Genomic DNA, 17,202 nt, shown 5'->3' on the forward strand with positions numbered 1-17,202 from the left:
TACAACATGAGCAAGAAAAAAGTGGTCATCGGCATGTCCGGTGGCGTTGATTCCTCCGTTTCCGCTTGGTTACTGAAAGAGCAAGGCTATGAAGTTGTCGGCCTGTTCATGAAGAACTGGGAAGACGACGACGATTCCGAATTCTGTTCTTCGCGCCAGGACTGGATCGACGCGGCCAGCGTGGCCGACGTGGTGGGCGTGGACATTGAAGCCGTCAACTTCGCCGCCGAATACAAGGACCGCGTGTTCGCCGAATTCCTGCGCGAATACCAGGCCGGCCGCACGCCGAACCCGGACGTTTTGTGCAATGCGGAGATCAAATTCAAGGCCTTCCTCGACCACGCCATGCTGCTGGGCGCGGACCTGATCGCCACCGGCCACTATGCGCGCGTGCGCCACAACACCGTGAGCGGCCGCCACGAGCTGCTGAAGGCAGTCGACCATACCAAGGACCAGAGCTACTTCCTGCACCGCCTGAACCAGGCGCAGCTGTCGAAGACCCTGTTCCCGCTGGGCGAAATCCCGAAAACCGAAGTGCGCAAGATCGCTGAGAAACTGCAGTTGCCGAACGCGGCCAAGAAAGACTCCACCGGTATCTGCTTCATCGGCGAGCGCCCGTTCCGCGAATTCCTGAACCGCTACCTGTCCTACAAGGCCGGCCCGATCAAGACCCCGGACGGCAAGGTGGTGGGCGAGCACGTCGGCCTGTCCTTCTATACCCTGGGCCAGCGCAAGGGCATCGGCATCGGCGGCGTGAAGACTTACCAGAATGCCGACGGTTCGTCGGACGCCTGGTACGTGGCGCGCAAGGACGTTGAAAACAATACGCTGTGGGTGGTGCAGGGCCACGACCATCCATGGCTGCTGTCGGAAGCGCTGCATGCAGCCCAGGCCAGCTGGGTTGCCGGCGTGGCGCCGGAAGCGGGACGTATCAGCGCCAAGACCCGCTACCGCCAGGCCGACGTGCCTTGCGACGTCGCCGCCGATGGCGACAGCGAATTCGCGCTGAAATTCATGGATGCCCAATGGGCGGTCACCCCGGGCCAGTCGGCCGTGCTGTACGACGGCGACGTTTGCCTGGGCGGCGGCATCATCAACGGTTCAAACTTCGTCTGATCCCTCGGCCGGGCTGGCGCCTTGCGCGTCGGCCTGCGCCTTCTGCTGCCGCTTCACCATCGCAAGAATGGTATTGCGAATGGTCTTCAATACTGTACCGCCATTGAACGGCTTCACGATATAGCCGTTGATGCCCATGGTATGGGCTTTCTGGATCGTGGCCTGGTCGAATTCCGACGAAATCATGAAAATCATGGCTTTCGGCCAATCCTTGCGCATGGCCAGCATGGACGGTTCGTCGGCCTCGATGCAGTCGCGCGAGACGCAGATGATCTGGGGCTGGTGTTTGATCAGCAGCACATTGCCCGCCACGCAGGTATGCGCCTGGCCGACCACGTCGTAGCCGCCGTCGATCAGCACCGTGTTGAGCAGGCCTCGTGCAATGGCGCTGCTGTCGATTAGGACCGCTTTTAACATCAGGAGTTTAACGGTGGTCCCAGGCCAGCATGTTCCAGCTCACGCCGATCCGGACGTCCGTTTTTAGTTGGACCAATTGACGAGAAAGATACAACATCTCGCGCTCTTTTCGTAGGCTTTCGCCGACTTTGTCCTTCAGGATGCCTGCGCCGGCCATGATTGCGTCCAGAGTGCCGTAAGTTCGCAACAGTTTGGCGGCGGTCTTCACGCCGACGTTGGAGACGCCGGGGATCGAGTCGGTTTCGTCGCCCATCAGCGCCAGCAGGTCGGGCAGCATGCCGGGTGTGACGCCCCACTTCTGCTCAACCCAGGCGCGGTCGTGCCATTCGGACTTGAAATGGTCCCAGATGCGCGCGCCTTCGGCGATCAGGCAGTGCAGGTCCTTGTCGGTGGTAGCCACCACCGCCTCGCCGCGGTTTTCGCTGAGCCAGCGCGTGACCACGGTGCCGATCACGTCGTCGGCCTCCACGTCAGGAATGGCAATCGGGCACATGCCGATCCTGGTCAGCTGCATGTAGAAATCGGGCAGCGCCTCGCGCAGCACTTCCGGCATCGGCTGGCGCCCTTCGCGGTAGCCCTTGAACAGGGTATGGCGCCAGGTAGGGCCGCCGTAATCGAAGGCAGGAAGGATATGGGTCGGCTCGTGGCCGTTGACCAGGCGCTGGAAAGCGTTGAACGCATGGCGCATGGCTATCTCGGCTTTGAGGTCGGAGTCCGGCTCCGGACTGGCCTCATACACACGCCGCACAATATTCAAACCATCAATGGCCAACAATCTTCCCGTCATGCCGCCATTTTACCGCACAGCTAGCGGGTCCCTATCCTTGTGTTGTCCTATCGCAGGCGCGCGCGCACTTCCATCAAGGCAAAGCCGAGCAGGTTCATGCCAGTCCATTCGAACGGGTTCTCTGCATGCGGTGAATCCGCGGCAAAGCCGGTTCCCCACACGAAATCAACCGGGCTCGCTTCCACCAGCACTTGTTCTCCAGTAGCGAGCAGGAATTTCCGCAGCGCAGGGTTCTGGGAAAACTTCGCATGGTTGGCCTTGACCACGATATCCCAGCGGTTCTCCGCCCAAACCTCCTCATCGAAGCCTTCCACTTCGCGGCCGGCAGCTTTGGCCACGGCGGGGTTGGGCGATTGCAGGATGCGGCCAAGCGCAACGGCATCGTTGAACAGGCGCGCCTTCTGCGCCATCATGAAGTGCTCGGCCGTCGGATAGCGGGTGCCATCGACAGCAAACGCCGCCTCGAACCATTGGCTGAAACACGTCTTCGTGACGCCCCCGTCCTTCGATGGCCGATGTCCCCAGAACAGGAGCATCTTGGGTTGCCCGTGGTTTTGAATGTGCTCGCACAGTTCGACGACATTTCTCATTTGAATTCTTCTCCAGTGAACTGCGCTTCAAAGGCGGCAGCTGCTGCGCCCTTTCGGTCCAGAACGGAAAACGTGACGTGCTCGAATGCGTCAATGCGGGCCAGCATGGCCGCCTCTAGTTCGCCAAGGCGCTGCGGTTCATTGCGTGCGACTGCGCCGCGATTGACCGCCGGCGCGGTTAGCATCGACGCCACAAACGGTTCGTCCAGCAGGCCGTAATCGTCATCGCGGAACACCGGCACCTTGGGCGAATAAATCATGTCGTCCAGGTAGATGCACGACTTGTGCGCGCGGTTCGCTTCATACATTTCGGACTTCTGCACAATGCATGGAGCGCGAGTCGCGACGGATTTCTCGATTGGTCATTGTGATGTTCCTTTCTTGTTATTGTTGTTTGGTATCAAGCAGGAACATCATAAATCACTTAGTGTTATTTCGCAACTAAGTCGGGTTAAATTTCACACTAAGTTTATTTCAGCAGTTCGTACGGGCCGCCGCGCTCCAGGGCGCGCTGGTAGGCGGGCCGAGCGTGGATGCGCTGCAGGAAGGCTTGCAGGCGTGGATGGCTGGCCCCGAGTCCGCCGCGTGCGGCCGCCGCTTCCAGCGGGAAGCTCATCTGGATATCGGCGGCGCTGAACTCGTTGCCGGCGAACCAGTCGCGATTGGCGAGTTCGGACTCCAGGTAAGCCAGGTGACGGTCGATGTTCGGCTGCACGAAGCTCGACATCACTTTCTGCGCAATGGCGCGCTTGATCGGCTTGACGAAGAACGGCGCCGGCGACGATTCAACCTTGTCGAATACCAGCTTCATCAGCAACGGCGGCATCAGCGAGCCTTCTGCGTAATGCATGAAGTAACGCCAGCGCAGCTTGTCAGGCGTGCCGGCCGGCGGCACCAGCCGGTCATTGCCGTGCTTTTCCACCAGGTACTCGAGGATGGCGCCCGATTCGGCCACGATAGTGCCCTCATGCTCGATTACAGGGGACTTGCCGAGCGGATGCACCTTGCTCAGCTCCGGCGGCGCCAGCATGGTCTTCGGATCGCGCTGGTAATGCTTGATTTCGTAGGCCAGCCCCAGCTCTTCCAGCAACCACAGCACGCGCTGCGAACGAGAGTTATTGAGGTGGTGGACGATGATCATGTGCGCTCCGCAGGATTAAAATGGAGCCATGACTTTACCACTGACCCAAGAATCCATCGCAACCCTGGTCCATGAGTTCTACGGCGGCGTGCGCGCTGATCCGGAACTGGGTCCGGTGTTCGATGCTGCCATCGATGATTGGGAGCCGCACCTGGCGCGCATGGTCGAATTCTGGAGCACCACCATGCTGGGCACCAAGAGCTTCCAGGGCAATGTCTACGGCAAGCATATGGCCCTGCCGGGCGTGCAGCCGCAGCATTTCCAGCGCTGGCTGGCGCTGTTCCAGTCGACGGTGGACCGCTTGTTCGAGCCGCCCGTAGCGGAAGAATTCCGCATCGTGGCCAGCCGCATCGCGCAAAGCCTGCAATACGGCTTTTTCGGCCAGGTGCATTTCAGCTGAAGGCATCGGCGGCGCTCATCACCGAATAGCTGGCTTGCCAGCGGCGCAGCGCGGCAGGCAGGGCCTGCATTGGTTGCGGCGCGACGATGAAGTCGCCGGCGGCGCGCGCGCAACCCGCTTCGCACACCTGCAGCCAGTCGAGCAGGTTGGAGACTTTGCAGCATCCGGCTACCTCGGAACCCCGCACTACCAGGCGCTCGGGCGCCACACCGGCTTGCGCCAGCAAGCCCCCGATCTGCGCCGCCAGCGCCGGCATCAATTGCAGCGGCAGGCACAAATCCAGCGCCAGCGAGAAGCTGTCGGCTTCCCACATGCGCAGCGCTGCCAATGCATCGCATACCATGTGCAGCACGAATACCTGCTGCAGGCCGGCCGCAGCCAGTTCGCCTGCGAAAGCGGAAAACGGCAGCACGCCGCGCTGCGGATGACGCCAGCGCACCGACGCCTGGATGCGTGACACGCTGCCGTCGCGCGCCGTCACATGCGGCTGGCACCAGAGTTCAAACTGGCCCAGTTCGAGCGCGTTACCAATCAAATTTCACCTCGGCGGAATACGAGCGCTGGGGATACGGATGGAAGTTCCAGTATTTGTAGTTGTTGGCATTGTCGATGCCGAGGGCGGCACTCCAGTGCTTGTCGATGCGGTAGCGCAGGCGTGCATCGACCGTGAAATACTTGCTGGCGCCCTGGTAGGCGAAACCGTTGATGTCGGTGTTGTCCAGCGTTGAGTACTGCTTGCCGCTGTAGCGCGCAGCCAGCGTGGCGGACAGCTTGTCGCTCACCCGGTAAGTCGCCACCGCGCTGGCGCGCCATTCAGGAATGCGCGGCTGCCACTTGCCTTCACTGGCCGGGAATTTCTCGTTGCGCTTGATCCTGGAGTCGGTCCAGGTCAGGCTGGCCTGCATGTCCAGGCCCTCGATCCATACGTTCTCGTTCGACCAGGCGGTTTCCAGGCCATGGGTGCGGATCAGGTCCACGTTCTGCACATTGGTCACGTTCGGCGTGACAAGCACATTGGTTTGCGAGTACAGCGCGTCGCGGTTGCGCTCGAAAAACGCGGTGATACGCAGGGCGGAATTGCCGACCAGGCGTTCGGCGCCCAGTTCCGTGGTCCAGGAGCGCTCGGCCTTCAGGTTCGGGTCGTTGTTGATCAGGGTACCGGTATTGTTGATGCCGCCCTGGTACAACTCGGACACGGTTGGCATGCGGATCGCACGACCGGCAGACGCCTTCAGCGTCCAGTCCTCGTTGGCCTGGAAAGCCAGCGCCGCCTTGGGCGAAACATAATTGCCGCTGCGTTTGGCGTGGCTCACGACCCTGGTCGCATTGGCGGTTTCGCCGTCGCGTCCTTCCCAGTGTTCAAAGCGTGCCCCGAGCACGGTTTTCCAGTCCCGCGCCAGTTTCCAGGTGTCCTGCAGGTACAGGCTGTCGATGCTGGTGCGGCCCGAGAACGACTGGTTGCGCGCACCCGGCTCGCCATTCAGCCAGTCGGTGGTGGCGCGTTCGATGGTGGACAGTTTATAGGCCGCACGCTGGTAGCCAAAGTCGAAGATGTGCGCGCCGCGCATGCCATCCGGACGGTACACGCCTTTCAGCGACAGGGTATTCCAGCCGGTGCCGCCCTGGTCCACGATACGGCCGGCGCCGCCGCCTGCCGCTGCCGGGCGCGCGGTAGTTGGCGCGCGCAGGATGTCGCGGCTGTAGTCATACAGGCTCGCCGCCGCTTCCCAGTCGAACACGCCCTTGGTATTGCTCTTCACCGTCAGGCCATGCATCAGGTGGCGCAATTCTTCTTTGCTGGAGTTGAAATCGGAAGCTGCCAGTGTGAAGCCGCGGTCATTGATCGATACCGGGCCGCTGAACACAGCCTTGCCTGCCATATCGCGCAGGTAGGTATTGGGCGTGCCGCTCGAATCATTCTGCCACCAGCCCAGCGAGTAGCTGGCGCGCACGGTCGGCGAAAAGTCATATGCCACCTTGATCTTGGCGTGGTCCTGCACCGTACTGTATTGGGTGGCGGTGCCGAGTATGTAGATGTCGCGGTTGGTACGGTCCTTGTCGGCCACGGCACCTGTGACAGGAACGCCGTTGCCGCCCGCCGCGCCGCTCGATATTGAGCGCGTGGTGTAAGTCTGGGGCTGGCCGTCGCTGTCGGTCCGGTTCACGCTGACAAACCATGACCAGGCGCCGTGGCGGTCGCCGAGCGACATGCTGGACTGACGCGCGGTCGAAGTCATATTCGTGTTGTACAGCTCAAACGGCTGGCGCACATACGCCACGCGGGCATGCGCTTCGAATTGCTTCGGCATGCGCGTCACATAATCAACTACCGCGCCAACCGAGTTGCCGCCGTAAGCCGCCGAGAATGGGCCGTACAGCACGTCGACACGCTCAATCTCTTCCGGCGCCACCATGCCCCAGCGCGGCGCAAACGTAGCGCCGTTGCCAAGATAGTTCGACAGCAGCACGCCATCAGCATACACCGCCGAACGCGCACTGTTGCCGGTGCCGGAGGCGCGGGTAGACAGCACGGCGTGGTTGTAGTCGCCGATATAGCGTTTGCGTACCAGAAGGCTTGGCAGGTACTTCAGCGCATCTTCCGCATCGCTGGCGTTGACCTGCTCTTCGATCTGGGCGCGGGTGATGCCCTCGATGGTGGTCGGGATCTGGGTCGGCAGCGAAGTCGGGTGGCTGCCGGCAATGACCACGGTGCCCACCATCTTGAGCGGCGATTCCCCTTCGTGATCGGCAAATGCCGGGGCCGGGAGGACAGCCAGCAAGGCGGCGGCCAGGGGGATGAGGCGGGTGTTCATGATGCTTCCTTTCTTGTTCTTGCGAGCGGAGGCCTTGCGACCGCGCCGCCAAAGGGCGCGTGCAATGCAAAGCCGGAGGTACTGCTGCGAAAGGTCAAGCGGAAGGCGGGGCGCGCGACGGCGGCGCATGGGATCCTTGCTGCGGCAGCGCTGCGGGAGCCTGCAATGCAGGCTCGGTGCGCGATGGCACCATCAGCGCCAGCATCACGCCGGCAGGTGGCGGCGGCACTGCGGGCAGGTCGGCCTGCACCATGCAGTAGCCGCATTTCTGCGCGACGTGGTGGGCTTTCGGCTGGGCGTGGCAGTGCGTGACTCTGCTACCGCCGCAAGCTACGGAGAGCAGTGTGGACAGCGTTGGCGCGGAGACGGCCAGCAGCATCGCAAACAGCGCGATCCTGACTATCCCGGCAATCCGTCTCCTGCTCCAGCCCATGGTGGCTCCCAAAATGCTAATCAATAGAGCGCATTGTAGGTACACGTTTCATGGGGCGATATGCCCTGGATCAAGTTTTCGCTTGCCCGCAGCGGACCGGCACTGATATCTTAAATCTTTCAGCCCTGACAACGCGCTATGGATCACCTAGTGGCTTTCGAGTTAGCAGGATTGTTGATCGGCCTCTCATGCCTGCCCAACTGGCTTATCGCTCGATGGTACGCGGCGCATGGCGCAAGGCCAGCGCTCAGGCGGGCCGCCGCCATCAATGGCGTCCTCGCCTTGATCGGTATCAGCCTGGTCGCCGGCTCGGTAGCGCTGGAATTAAGGCAAGCCAAACCCCTGCTCACTTATGCCTTCGGCTTGCTGGGAGTCGCGGGCTTGCTGGTCTCAGCGGCGCTTCACACTTTCGACGAGGAGTAGATCCTGATGACGCGGCGCACCGGGCCGCCTTCCGATGGCGGCGGCGGCGGCAGCGGCGAATCGCCGCAACCGCCGCAGGAACCGCAGCCGCTGCTGCAGCTCGATTCCGTGTTGAAGAAGCGCGCCAGCTTATCCTGCGGCAGGCCGCGGCGCGACAGGGCGTAGACGATCTGCTGGCGCCATGCGTCAGGCAGGTATTTCCTCGCCGCGTGCAGCGCGGCAGCGGCCACGATGATGCCGACGATGATCTCCTGCCACATGGTTCAGCCTCCGAGCGCCAGGGCGACGCGGTAAGTGATGAAAGTGGCGCTGTACGCCAGCACGAACATATAGCCCGCCATCAGCAGCGGATACTTCATCGAATTGGTTTCGCGCCGCACCACGGTCAGCGTGGACAGGCACTGCGGAGCGAACACGTACCAGGCCAGCAGCGCCAGCGCGGTCGGCAAGCCCCAGCTGGCCTGGATCACCGGCAGCAAGGTATTCGCCAGCTCGTCGCCGGTCTGCGACAGCGCATACACGGTGCCCAGCGCGCCGACAGCCACTTCACGCGCAGCCATGCCCGGCACCAGCGCAATGCAGATCTGCCAGTTGAAGCCGATTGGCGCGAAAATGAATTCCAGCGCGCGGCCCAGCATGCCGGCCACGCTGTAGTAGATCGGCGGATGGGTCGCGCCTTCCGGTGCGCCAGGGAAGCTGGACAGGGCCCACAGCAGCACCATCAGGGTCAGGATGGTGGTACCGACGCGCATCAGGAAAATCTTGGCGCGCTCGTACAGGCCGATCGCCAGGTTGCGCATATGCGGCCAGTGGTAGGCCGGCAGCTCCAGCATCAGCGGCTGGTTGCGTTTGGCGCGCATGGAGCGCTTCATGACCCAGGCCACCGCCATGGCGGAGATGATGCCGGCGAAGTAGAGGCAGAACAGCACCAGGCCCTGCAGATTGAACAGCCCCCACACTTCGCGGTCCGGGATGAAGGCGGCGATCACCAGCGCATACACAGGCAGGCGCGCCGAGCAGGTCATCAGCGGTGCGATCATGATGGTCACGATGCGGTCGCGCGGGTTCTGGATGGTACGCGCCGCCATGATGCCCGGAATCGCGCAGGCGAAAGAGGACAACAGCGGGATGAAGGCGCGGCCCGACAAGCCGACTCCGCCCATCAGGCGATCCAGCAGGAAGGCTGCGCGCGGCAGGTAGCCGCAATCTTCCAGCACCAGGATGAAGAAGAACAGGATCAGGATCTGCGGCAGGAATACCAGCACGGCGCCGACGCCGCCCAGCACGCCGTCCACCAGCAGGGAACGCAGCACGCCGTCCGCCATATGGGTCTTGAGCATCGCGCCGAGGTGTTCGACGCCGCCACTGATCATGTCCATCGGTACTGCGGCCCAGCTGAACACGGCCTGGAACACGCAGAACATCAGCACCGCCAGGATGATCGGGCCCATCAACGGATGCAGCACGAAATGGTCGATTTTCTCGGAGCGGTTGCCGCGGTCGTCGGCGTCTTTCACGGCGACCGACAGGATGCGGCGCACTTCGCGCTGGGTCTCTTCCACCGATACGGCGTCGATGGCGGACAGCGGGTTGGCCACGCTTTCATGGAACGGCCACAGGCCATCCAGCGCATCGACCAGGGCTTTCTCGCCGCCGCTCTTGACGGCTACGGTCTGCACCACCGGCATCCCGAGTTCCTGCGACAGCCTGGCCGCATCTACCACGATACCGCGCTTCCTGGCCACGTCGACCATGTTCAGGCACAGCACCATCGGCAGGCCGAGGCGCTTGATTTCAAGCACCAGGCGCAGGTTCAGGCGCAGGTTGGTGGCATCGACCACGCACACCACCACGTCGGGCGAGCGCTCGCCTTCGCGCAGCCCGGCGACCACGTCGCGCGTGATCATTTCATCGGGGGTATGGGCCGACAGGCTGTAGGCGCCCGGCAGGTCGAGCAGGCGGTACTGGTTGCCTGCTGCGGAAGTGAACTGGCCTTCCTTGCGCTCGATGGTCACGCCGGCATAGTTGGCGACCTTCTGGCGGGCGCCGGTCAGGCGGTTGAACAGTGCGGTCTTGCCGCAATTCGGGTTGCCCAGCAGGGCGACCATTGGCTGCTGCGCGACGACTGGCGCGGCCTTTTCTACTGCACCCATTGCATTTATTCCGGTTGGATCGAGATCAGCGCTGCTTCAAAGCGACGCAAGGCAAACGTGGCATTGCCTACTTTAATGGCGAGGGGCTCGCCGCCTGGCATGCCGCGCTTGAGCATGCGGATGCGCTCGCCAGGCACGAAGCCCAGCTCCATCAGGCGGCGCGCCAAGTCGGCGCCATCCTCGGTATCTTCTGGATTGCCCGGAGCGATATGGATCACCGTTCCGCTCTGCCCCACCGGCAGGGAATCAAGCTTGATCAAGGTAGGAGCAAGGGTCATGGCGAACTTTCCAGGGCGAAATACGACTTCGCCATTATAGATGAGAATTTAAATGAGAATTGTTCTTGAATAGGCTTGCATTGTAGCCCTGTTCGGGTAGAATGGAAACCGTAATGATAATGATTCTCATTGCGAGGATCGCAATCTTAGCCAGAAGGTAATTTTCGAAATGATCGTTTGTGTCTGCAACAACATCTCTGATCGAGAAATCCGTCAAGCCATAGATATGGGTATCAGCTCCATGGACGAGTTGCGCGAAGCGCTCGGCGTGGCCACCTGCTGCGGCAACTGCCTCAGCTATGCGGTGGAAGTGCTGGACGAACATCTGGGCAGCGGAATACAGGAGACTGTGCTCAAGCGCCCAACACTGACCGTGTAAGGAGCGCTTTATGCAATCGATGACTTTCCCGGCTGGCGGCGATTTCGGCGCCGGCGTTGGCGGCGCCAAGCTGACCAAGATCGCAGCGGTTGTCGCCTTGCATGCAGTCCTCGGTTATGCCTTTATCAACGGTACCATGCACCGCCTGGTGGACCGTATCCCTGAAGTGGTCAACGTCACGTTTGTGGCGCCGCCGCCACCTCCCCCGCCAGCCTCGCAGCCAAAGACGGTAGAAATCGCGCAGAAAGCGCCTTCGATTACCCCGCCGCCGCTGCCGATGCTGCCGGTCGTGATCGAAAACACCATTACCCTGCCGCCTTCGCAGGCGCGCGTGACTGAGCCCGCTCCGGCAACACCGGTCGCCGTGGCGCCGGTTGCTGCTGCGCCGGCAGCACCTGCCGCAGCGGCTGGCCCGCGCGTGATCTCCTCGGTGGAATATATCCGCGCACCGCAGCCGGTGTACCCGTCGGTGTCGCGCCGCATGGGCGAGCAAGGTGTCGTTACCTTGCGCGTGCTGGTGAATGAGAAGGGTTATGCCGAGCAGGCTTCGGTACAGAAGTCGTCCGGCTCCAACAACCTGGACGAAGCCGGCCGCGCCGCCGTGATGCGCGCGCTGTTCAAGCCGTATGTGGAAGATGGCAAAGCGCAGTCGGTCTATGTAGTAGTGCCGATTAATTTCCAGATGTCTTAAGAACCGGTAAACCCGGGTCCGACCCAAGGGTCGGCCCCGCCTAAGCAAACGCCGCGGCTTCTTTCGAAGTCCGCGGCGTTTCCGCATCAGTGCCAGGCACTTGTGCCTGACACTGCCTTACCGGTTTTAGAGGTCAGCCCACATCCGCAACAGGTTGTGATAATGGCCGGCCAATCCAACGGTAGCCTCATCATCCCCATGCGCGCCGCGCAGCTTCTGGATATTCTGGTCCAGCTCAAACAGCATGGAACGCTTCCAGTCATCGCGCACCATCGACTGCGTCCACAGGAACGAAGCCACGCGCTCACCGGCAGTCACCGGATTCACGCGGTGCACACTGCTGGCCGGGTAGACGATCGCATCGCCCGCCGGCAGCTTGACCTCATGCGCCCCGTAACTGTCCATCACGGTCAGCTCGCCACCCTCATACTCATCCGGCTCCGACAGGAACACCGTGGTGGAGACGTCCGAACGCATCACATCCGACGAACCCGCCATATGGCGGATCGCACCGTCGATATGCAGGCCGTAATTCTCGCCGCCGGTGTAGCTGTTGAAGTACGGCGGCAGGATCCTCAGCGGCAGCACCGCCGAATAGAACAGCGGGTTCTTCGCCAGCGCCTTGATGATGATATCCCCGAGTTCCAGCGCCAGCGGCGTCCCTTCCGCGATCTGCCGGTTGCGCTTGACCTGCGCCCCCTGCGATCCCACGCTGGCGCGGCCGTCGATCCATTCGGCGGCGGCCAGGCGTTGGCGGAAGTGTTTCACTTGCTCCGGCGTCAGCACGCCGGGGATATGCAGCATCATATTAGTAGCGGAAGTTCGCAGTCAGGATTGCGGTACGGCCCACGCCCACACCGGCATAGTGGTTGGAGCCCACCTTGTCGTAGTACAGCTTGTCCGTCAGGTTCTGGATGTTCAACTGCAGGCTGATGTTCTTGTTTACATCATAGCTCGCCATCGCGTCGTAGCGGGTGTAGCCCGGCACGAATTTGGTGTTGTTGATGTTGCTCCATACCTTGGACACGGCATTCACGCCGCCGCCAATCACCAGGCCTTGCATCAGGGTGTAGGAAGTCCACAGCGAGGCGCTCTGCTTCGGCGTTGCCGGGAAGGCGTTGCCGTTGAACGGGGAAGCTGCCCACACTGGAGCCGCAGTCGTGCCAACGTTCACGAAGCCATTGTCGTCCACTTTGGAATCGAGCCAGGTATAACCACCGAAGACCTGCCAGTTGGCGGTCAGCGCGCCGCTCACGCCCAGTTCAATGCCTTTGACGGACTTCTTGCCGACGTTCTGGGTGGTGCCGTCCACGTTGGTTACGCGGGCGTTGTTCATCTTGCTGGAGAAGATGGCGCCGCTGATCGACAGTTTGCGCGCCAGGATTTCCCACTTGGTGCCGAGTTCGAAGTTCTTGCTGTCCTGCGGCTTCAGGTTCTGCACGGTGGTCGAAAGGGCGTCCACGCCGTCGCCGCCGTCATTGCCTGGCGGGGTGGAGGAAGTGCCGTACGAGACGTAGATGCTGCTGTTGGCAGCCGGCTTGTACACCAGGCCCGCCTGGTAGTTGGCGAAACTGGATTTGTTTTCCGCGTCAATCGCTGCCACTACCGGCGTTGCGGCAGTGTTGGCATTGGTGTGCAGTTTGGTACGGAACTCGTCCCAGCGCACGCCCACGTTCAGCAGCCATTGCGGGTTGAATTCGATGGTGTCGAAGCCGTACACCGAGCGCGAGTTGCTGTGTACATTGGTGTTGTTCGGCGCCACGCTGCGCACCTGGCCGACAGTCCATGGATCGAACGGATTCGGGTTGGCCAGGGTGGTGCAGTTGTACAGGGTTGCCGCGCCTGCGGTTGGGCAGGTGGTGGTCTTGGTCAGCGGGTTGTTGGTGCCTGGGGTGAAGTTGTAGGTCGCGCGGTCGGTGACTTCGCGGCTCACTTCGACGCCGGTGGTGAAGCTGTGCTTGACGCCGGCAGCCACCAGCGAACCGGTCAGGCTGGACGCATTGGCCAGCGATTCGGTCTCCGCATTGCGGCTGTTATGGCGGCGCCATACGGTACCGTACAGCACCACGTTGCCCTTGGAGTCGTCCGGCAGCGTGTATACGTATTCGTTGCCGGTCTTGCCGTAACGGGTCACGTTGCGGAAGGTCAGGTTGTTGCCGAACTCGTGCTTGATGTCGATCGTGCCGATGTCCGACTTGGTGTCGCGGAAATCGCGGTCGACCAGGCCGTAGAAGGTTTCGCTCGGCACGTTGACCGGCTTGCCGACGCCGTTTTTGGCCACGTTGGGGCCGGTGGTGAACGGATTATCGAATGGCACGCCGGCGTCAGGCAGTTCGCTCGACTTGTAGTGGTAGTAGCTCAGGTTGACCTTGGTCGGACCGGCCAGGCCGAAAGCAACGCTCGGTGCGAAGCCCCAACGGTCGCCGTAAATTTCATCGTGGTGACCGGCGACATGGTTTTCGTGGCCCATCAGGTTCAGGCGCACGGCGGCGTTATCGCCGATGGTGCGGTTCACGTCGGCGGTAACACGGCGGTATTTCGCCGTGCCCAGGCCGACGCTGGCGTTGCTGAAGTTTTCGGCCTTGGCGGATTTGGACACCATATTGATGCCGCCGCCAGCGGAGGAACGGCCGCCGTAGGCGGAATTCGGGCCCTTCACGACTTCGATCTGCTCCAGCGCGAAGATCTCGCGCGACTGGGAGCCGCTGTCGCGGATGCCGTCGATATAAGTGTCGGTCTGGGCGTTGTAGCCACGGATGAACAGGTTGTCGCCCACCGGCTGGCCGCCTTCAGCAGCGCCGACGGTGATGCCTGGCACGGTGCGCAGGGCGTCGGTCAGGGAAGTGGCGCCGGTCTGGGAGATGACCTCGGCCGGGATCACGGTCACCGATTTCGGGGTATCCAGCAGCGGGGCGGTGAATTTGTCGGAGGCGGATTTCTTGACCTGGAAATCGCTGCCATTCTGGCCGGTGACGACCACTTCCTGCATTTTTTGCTCTGGGGCAGCGGTGTTGGTATCGGCTTGTGCTACTGGCATCACCAGGGAGGCGGCGATGGCGGCGAGCGTAGCTGGCGCGTGCTTGCGGCTCTTAATATAGGACATGGACAGCTCTGAATTGTTGGAGTAAAACGCAAATGATAATAGTTTTCATTTACATTAGCAATGTCGTTAGCAATCCTATGTTGCCCCCATGACTAGGTTGGCGCCCTGCTTCGTGGCAAAATGCCATTATTCCCAACCAAATAAGAAGGCAACCCCATGAAGGGCGACAAAGACGTTATCCGTCTGCTGAACGCACAGCTGACCAACGAGCTGACGGCAATTAACCAGTACTTCCTGCATGCACGCATGTACCGTCACTGGGGCTTCGACAAGCTGGGCAAGAAAGAGTACGAAGAGTCGATTGGCGAAATGAAGCATGCCGACCGCCTGATCGACCGCATCCTGATGCTGGATGGCCTGCCCAACCTGCAAGCCCTGCACAAGCTGCTGATCGGCGAAAACACCGAAGAAATGCTGGCCGCCGACCTGAAGCTGGAAAAAGGCGCGCATGTGACCATCAAGGAAGGCATTGCGCAATCGGAAAAAGTCGGCGATTACGTATCGCGCGACCTGCTACTCGATATCCTCAAGGATACCGAGGAGCACATCGAATGGCTGGAAACCCAGATCGACCTGATCGGCAAGATCGGCATCCAGAACTACCTGCAATCGCAGATGTCGGACGCTGAGTAATGCCAGGCCAGAGTCCGGAGTTGCTGCGCCGCCTGCTGCGCGCAAAAGACCGGATGGACGCCGCCTCGCACGAGGAATGGCCGGTAAGCCGCCTGGCGCAGGTGAGCTGCGTCTCTGCAACTCACTTCGCCCGCTCTTTCAAGGAGGCTTTCGGCCTGCCTCCCCATCGCTACCTGCTGACACGGCGCATCGAACGCGCGGTGACGCTGCTGCGTGAAACCGGCTTGCCCATCACCGACATCGCTTATTCCACCGGCTGGAACAGCATTGGCACCTTCGGGCGCACTTTCCGCGATATCACAGGCAAGAACCCGGGCGACATCCGGGAACAGGTGCGCGCCGAAGCAGAGCAGGCCGGCCGGGTTCCAGCCTGCGTGCTCAGCGCTGCGCACCGCCCCGACCTCACAATGGCAGTTTCGGAGAAGCGGCGCCAGGAAAGCGTCCCTACAATGGAGTCTCACTTAAAGGAGACCACCCCATGACCCAAGGTATTCAAACTGTAGGCTTGTATGTTCGTGACCAGGATGAAGCGCTGGCTTTCTATGTCGACAAGCTCGGCTTCAAGGTCCACACCGATGTGCGCAACGGCGACTACCGCTGGCTGACCGTGCAGCATCCTGACCAGCCTTCGTTCCAGCTCGGCCTCTACGTGCCAGGCGCACCAGTGCACGATGCGGCAACTGCGCAAGCACTGCATGCGCTGGTCGCCAAAGGCGCCATGCCGCCGATGGTGCTGGAAGTCGAGGATTGTTTCGCCGTCTACGACAAGCTGCACCAGAAAGGCGTGGAATTCACCCAGGAGCCGGTGGAACGCTACGGCACAGTGGATGCCGGCTTCCGCGACCCGTCCGGCAACGGCTGGAAAATGATCCAGACCCGCCGCAAGGTAGCCGCAGCTTAATCCAGGCCCCAGGCTGAGCGCCAGGGCGCGTAGAACGCCGGATCCGGCGATACCGCGCCCGCAATGCCGCACACTGCGCCGGCAAAGGCATTGGCGCGCGCCAGGACCAGCGGCGTCTCCCAGCCGCGCGCGCGGCCCGCCAGGAACACGGCGGCAAACGCATCACCCGCCCCCACCGAATCGACGAACTGCGCCGGCTTGCTGGTGCAGTGATCGACCACCCGCGTGCCATCGGCGCCGAAAAACATGGCGCCACGCTCACCCAGCGTGACCAGCAGGCCCTGGAGGGAAAAGTTGTGCATCATGGCGCGCGCTTCCGCCTCAACGGCGGCGCAGTCCATGTCGACCGTGTCGGGGCAGGTGTGGCAGTACCACGAGAACAGCGCCTGCAATTCGTCCTCATTGACTTTCACGATATCGGCTTGCTGCATCGAGTCAAACACCACAGATTCGTCCGCCCCGTCGCGCAGGTTCAGGTCGAGGAAATGTTCGGCATCGTCCGCGCCGGCCAGCACCGCATTGAGCGCAGCGCGCGAAGCAGCTTCGCGCTGGGCCAGGGTGCCAAAATAGACCGTGTTGGGAGAGAAGGCGCGCATCACATCGACTGCGGCCGCCGTCTCGATATGGTCATAAGCCTGCTCCGCCAGGATGTGGAAGCGGTGCCCGCCATTGCCATCGCGTTCGACCAGCACGCGGCCGGTCGGTTGCCGGCCATGCTGCAAGCCTTCGGCGCTCATGCCGAAGGCCGCAAACGCATCGCGCACCTGGTCGCCGTAAGCGTCATTGCCGACACGCGTCACCATCAGCGCAGGCAGGCCCAGGGCCGTAAGATTGCGCGCTACATTGAAGGGGGCGCCGCCTACTATCTGCTGGTCGCCAAAATCATCCAGGAGGGCTTCGCCAAATACCAGTACTCGCTCTGACATTGCTGCACTCCCCCATGT

The 17,202-nt window shown here is 61.9% G+C and carries 22 protein-coding genes; 8 read left to right on the forward strand and 14 right to left on the reverse strand.

The features are described from left to right. Window positions 1-6: 6 nt before the first annotated feature. Window positions 7-1,116, forward strand: a complete 1,110-nt coding sequence (gene mnmA, locus ASD07_RS19860; RefSeq protein ID WP_055934228.1) for a tRNA 2-thiouridine(34) synthase MnmA — start codon at window positions 7-9, stop codon at window positions 1,114-1,116. Here the strand turns inward: mnmA and ASD07_RS19865 are convergent. From ASD07_RS19865 to ASD07_RS19885, 5 genes are all read right to left on the reverse strand, one after another. Further along, window positions 1,102-1,533 (reverse strand): response regulator, encoded by a 432-nt coding sequence (locus tag ASD07_RS19865; RefSeq protein ID WP_055934230.1) that lies wholly within the window; start codon window positions 1,531-1,533, stop codon window positions 1,102-1,104. The genes mnmA and ASD07_RS19865 overlap by 15 nt on opposite strands. A gap of 7 nt (window positions 1,534-1,540) precedes the next feature. Further along, window positions 1,541-2,320, reverse strand: a complete 780-nt coding sequence (locus ASD07_RS19870; RefSeq protein WP_055934232.1) for a 5'-3' exonuclease H3TH domain-containing protein — start codon at window positions 2,318-2,320, stop codon at window positions 1,541-1,543. 47 nt (window positions 2,321-2,367) lie between these two features. After that, the gene (locus ASD07_RS19875) at window positions 2,368-2,910 is read right to left on the reverse strand and encodes an NADAR family protein (RefSeq protein ID WP_055934234.1); all 543 of its coding nucleotides are present in this window, start codon (window positions 2,908-2,910) and stop codon (window positions 2,368-2,370) included. Continuing rightward, window positions 2,907-3,233, reverse strand: a complete 327-nt coding sequence (locus tag ASD07_RS19880; RefSeq protein WP_255357022.1) for a TIGR02452 family protein — start codon at window positions 3,231-3,233, stop codon at window positions 2,907-2,909. Before ASD07_RS19880 ends, ASD07_RS19875 begins: the two co-directional genes overlap by 4 nt. Before the next feature lie 146 nt (window positions 3,234-3,379). Continuing rightward, window positions 3,380-4,051: a glutathione S-transferase family protein gene (locus ASD07_RS19885; protein WP_055934238.1), complete on the reverse strand. Its 672-nt coding sequence runs from the start codon at window positions 4,049-4,051 to the stop codon at window positions 3,380-3,382. Window positions 4,052-4,079: 28 nt separating this feature from the next. Here ASD07_RS19885 and ASD07_RS19890 point away from each other — a divergent pair, with 28 nt between their 5' ends. Beyond that, the gene (locus ASD07_RS19890; RefSeq protein WP_055934240.1) at window positions 4,080-4,451 is read left to right on the forward strand and encodes a group III truncated hemoglobin; all 372 of its coding nucleotides are present in this window, start codon (window positions 4,080-4,082) and stop codon (window positions 4,449-4,451) included. On the opposite strand, the gene ASD07_RS19895 is transcribed toward ASD07_RS19890, so the two are convergent. The 3 genes from ASD07_RS19895 to ASD07_RS31030 form a co-directional block, all read right to left on the reverse strand. Continuing rightward, window positions 4,444-4,986 carry an EAL domain-containing protein gene (locus ASD07_RS19895; RefSeq protein ID WP_055934242.1) on the reverse strand — a complete coding sequence of 181 codons (543 nt, stop codon included), beginning with the start codon at window positions 4,984-4,986 and terminating at the stop codon, window positions 4,444-4,446. The two genes, ASD07_RS19890 and ASD07_RS19895, sit on opposite strands and share 8 nt — an antisense overlap. Then, window positions 4,976-7,264, reverse strand: a complete 2,289-nt coding sequence (locus ASD07_RS19900) for a TonB-dependent receptor (RefSeq protein ID WP_055934244.1) — start codon at window positions 7,262-7,264, stop codon at window positions 4,976-4,978. The genes ASD07_RS19895 and ASD07_RS19900 overlap by 11 nt, the downstream gene beginning before the upstream one ends. Window positions 7,265-7,358: 94 nt before the next feature. Beyond that, window positions 7,359-7,697: a DUF2946 family protein gene (locus ASD07_RS31030; RefSeq protein ID WP_156398101.1), complete on the reverse strand. Its 339-nt coding sequence runs from the start codon at window positions 7,695-7,697 to the stop codon at window positions 7,359-7,361. A 174-nt stretch (window positions 7,698-7,871) separates the two neighbouring features. On the opposite strand from ASD07_RS31030, the gene ASD07_RS19905 reads away from it, so the two are divergent. Then, window positions 7,872-8,120, forward strand: a complete 249-nt coding sequence (locus ASD07_RS19905; RefSeq protein ID WP_156398102.1) for a hypothetical protein — start codon at window positions 7,872-7,874, stop codon at window positions 8,118-8,120. Here ASD07_RS19905 and ASD07_RS19910 read toward each other — a convergent pair. Genes ASD07_RS19910 through ASD07_RS19920 form a run of 3 tightly spaced genes read right to left on the reverse strand, consistent with a single transcriptional unit; the run spans window position 8,099 to window position 10,551 of the window. Next, a complete protein-coding gene (locus ASD07_RS19910; RefSeq protein ID WP_055934247.1) occupies window positions 8,099-8,380 on the reverse strand; it encodes a DUF6587 family protein in 282 nt (93 codons plus the stop codon). The two genes, ASD07_RS19905 and ASD07_RS19910, sit on opposite strands and share 22 nt — an antisense overlap. 3 nt (window positions 8,381-8,383) lie before the next feature. After that, a complete protein-coding gene (locus tag ASD07_RS19915; protein WP_055934249.1) occupies window positions 8,384-10,273 on the reverse strand; it encodes a ferrous iron transporter B in 1,890 nt (629 codons plus the stop codon). A 5-nt stretch (window positions 10,274-10,278) separates the two neighbouring features. Further along, on the reverse strand, window positions 10,279-10,551 hold the full coding sequence (locus ASD07_RS19920; RefSeq protein ID WP_055934251.1) for a FeoA family protein: 273 nt from the start codon (window positions 10,549-10,551) through the stop codon (window positions 10,279-10,281). Window positions 10,552-10,720: 169 nt separating this feature from the next. Here ASD07_RS19920 and ASD07_RS19925 point away from each other — a divergent pair, with 169 nt between their 5' ends. Beyond that, a complete protein-coding gene (locus ASD07_RS19925; RefSeq protein WP_055934253.1) occupies window positions 10,721-10,930 on the forward strand; it encodes a bacterioferritin-associated ferredoxin in 210 nt (69 codons plus the stop codon). A 10-nt stretch (window positions 10,931-10,940) separates the two neighbouring features. Beyond that, on the forward strand, window positions 10,941-11,621 hold the full coding sequence (locus ASD07_RS19930) for an energy transducer TonB (protein ID WP_055934255.1): 681 nt from the start codon (window positions 10,941-10,943) through the stop codon (window positions 11,619-11,621). 126 nt (window positions 11,622-11,747) lie between these two features. Here the strand turns inward: ASD07_RS19930 and ASD07_RS19935 are convergent, their stop codons facing one another. Both ASD07_RS19935 and ASD07_RS19940 read right to left on the reverse strand, forming a co-directional pair. After that, the gene (locus ASD07_RS19935; protein ID WP_055934257.1) at window positions 11,748-12,428 is read right to left on the reverse strand and encodes a Fe2+-dependent dioxygenase; all 681 of its coding nucleotides are present in this window, start codon (window positions 12,426-12,428) and stop codon (window positions 11,748-11,750) included. Window position 12,429: 1 nt separating this feature from the next. Further along, window positions 12,430-14,724 (reverse strand): TonB-dependent siderophore receptor, encoded by a 2,295-nt coding sequence (locus tag ASD07_RS19940; RefSeq protein WP_055934259.1) that lies wholly within the window; start codon window positions 14,722-14,724, stop codon window positions 12,430-12,432. A gap of 156 nt (window positions 14,725-14,880) precedes the next feature. Here ASD07_RS19940 and bfr point away from each other — a divergent pair, with 156 nt between their 5' ends. The 3 genes from bfr to ASD07_RS19955 are packed head-to-tail and all read left to right on the forward strand — an operon-like array spanning window position 14,881 to window position 16,258. Continuing rightward, a complete protein-coding gene (gene bfr / locus ASD07_RS19945) occupies window positions 14,881-15,357 on the forward strand; it encodes a bacterioferritin (protein ID WP_055934261.1) in 477 nt (158 codons plus the stop codon). Continuing rightward, window positions 15,357-15,839: a helix-turn-helix domain-containing protein gene (locus ASD07_RS19950; protein WP_055934263.1), complete on the forward strand. Its 483-nt coding sequence runs from the start codon at window positions 15,357-15,359 to the stop codon at window positions 15,837-15,839. Before bfr ends, ASD07_RS19950 begins: the two co-directional genes overlap by 1 nt. After that, window positions 15,836-16,258: a VOC family protein gene (locus ASD07_RS19955; protein WP_055934265.1), complete on the forward strand. Its 423-nt coding sequence runs from the start codon at window positions 15,836-15,838 to the stop codon at window positions 16,256-16,258. Before ASD07_RS19950 ends, ASD07_RS19955 begins: the two co-directional genes overlap by 4 nt. Here ASD07_RS19955 and ASD07_RS19960 read toward each other — a convergent pair. Then, on the reverse strand, window positions 16,255-17,184 hold the full coding sequence (locus ASD07_RS19960) for a PfkB family carbohydrate kinase (RefSeq protein ID WP_055934267.1): 930 nt from the start codon (window positions 17,182-17,184) through the stop codon (window positions 16,255-16,257). The two genes, ASD07_RS19955 and ASD07_RS19960, sit on opposite strands and share 4 nt — an antisense overlap. Window positions 17,185-17,202: the final 18 nt, after the last annotated feature.

Origin of the sequence: Duganella sp. Root336D2, assembly GCF_001425005.1 — a bacterium.
Taxonomy (GTDB): domain Bacteria; phylum Pseudomonadota; class Gammaproteobacteria; order Burkholderiales; family Burkholderiaceae_D; genus Rugamonas.

Bases quoted from the DNA above. Each gene is read 5' to 3' on its own strand.
- mnmA (WP_055934228.1), top strand. From the start codon at position 7: ATGAGCAAGAAAAAAGTGGTCATCGGCATGTCCGGTGGCGTTGATTCC.
- ASD07_RS19865 (WP_055934230.1), bottom strand. From the start codon at position 1,533: ATGTTAAAAGCGGTCCTAATCGACAGCAGCGCCATTGCACGAGGCCTG.
- ASD07_RS19870 (WP_055934232.1), bottom strand. From the start codon at position 2,320: ATGACGGGAAGATTGTTGGCCATTGATGGTTTGAATATTGTGCGGCGT.
- ASD07_RS19875 (WP_055934234.1), bottom strand. From the start codon at position 2,910: ATGAGAAATGTCGTCGAACTGTGCGAGCACATTCAAAACCACGGGCAA.
- ASD07_RS19885 (WP_055934238.1), bottom strand. From the start codon at position 4,051: ATGATCATCGTCCACCACCTCAATAACTCTCGTTCGCAGCGCGTGCTG.
- ASD07_RS19890 (WP_055934240.1), top strand. From the start codon at position 4,080: ATGACTTTACCACTGACCCAAGAATCCATCGCAACCCTGGTCCATGAG.
- ASD07_RS19900 (WP_055934244.1), bottom strand. From the start codon at position 7,264: ATGAACACCCGCCTCATCCCCCTGGCCGCCGCCTTGCTGGCTGTCCTC.
- ASD07_RS31030 (WP_156398101.1), bottom strand. From the start codon at position 7,697: ATGGGCTGGAGCAGGAGACGGATTGCCGGGATAGTCAGGATCGCGCTG.
- ASD07_RS19910 (WP_055934247.1), bottom strand. From the start codon at position 8,380: ATGTGGCAGGAGATCATCGTCGGCATCATCGTGGCCGCTGCCGCGCTG.
- ASD07_RS19915 (WP_055934249.1), bottom strand. From the start codon at position 10,273: ATGGGTGCAGTAGAAAAGGCCGCGCCAGTCGTCGCGCAGCAGCCAATG.
- ASD07_RS19920 (WP_055934251.1), bottom strand. From the start codon at position 10,551: ATGACCCTTGCTCCTACCTTGATCAAGCTTGATTCCCTGCCGGTGGGG.
- ASD07_RS19925 (WP_055934253.1), top strand. From the start codon at position 10,721: ATGATCGTTTGTGTCTGCAACAACATCTCTGATCGAGAAATCCGTCAA.
- ASD07_RS19930 (WP_055934255.1), top strand. From the start codon at position 10,941: ATGCAATCGATGACTTTCCCGGCTGGCGGCGATTTCGGCGCCGGCGTT.
- ASD07_RS19935 (WP_055934257.1), bottom strand. From the start codon at position 12,428: ATGATGCTGCATATCCCCGGCGTGCTGACGCCGGAGCAAGTGAAACAC.
- ASD07_RS19940 (WP_055934259.1), bottom strand. From the start codon at position 14,724: ATGTCCTATATTAAGAGCCGCAAGCACGCGCCAGCTACGCTCGCCGCC.
- bfr (WP_055934261.1), top strand. From the start codon at position 14,881: ATGAAGGGCGACAAAGACGTTATCCGTCTGCTGAACGCACAGCTGACC.
- ASD07_RS19950 (WP_055934263.1), top strand. From the start codon at position 15,357: ATGCCAGGCCAGAGTCCGGAGTTGCTGCGCCGCCTGCTGCGCGCAAAA.
- ASD07_RS19955 (WP_055934265.1), top strand. From the start codon at position 15,836: ATGACCCAAGGTATTCAAACTGTAGGCTTGTATGTTCGTGACCAGGAT.
- ASD07_RS19960 (WP_055934267.1), bottom strand. From the start codon at position 17,184: ATGTCAGAGCGAGTACTGGTATTTGGCGAAGCCCTCCTGGATGATTTT.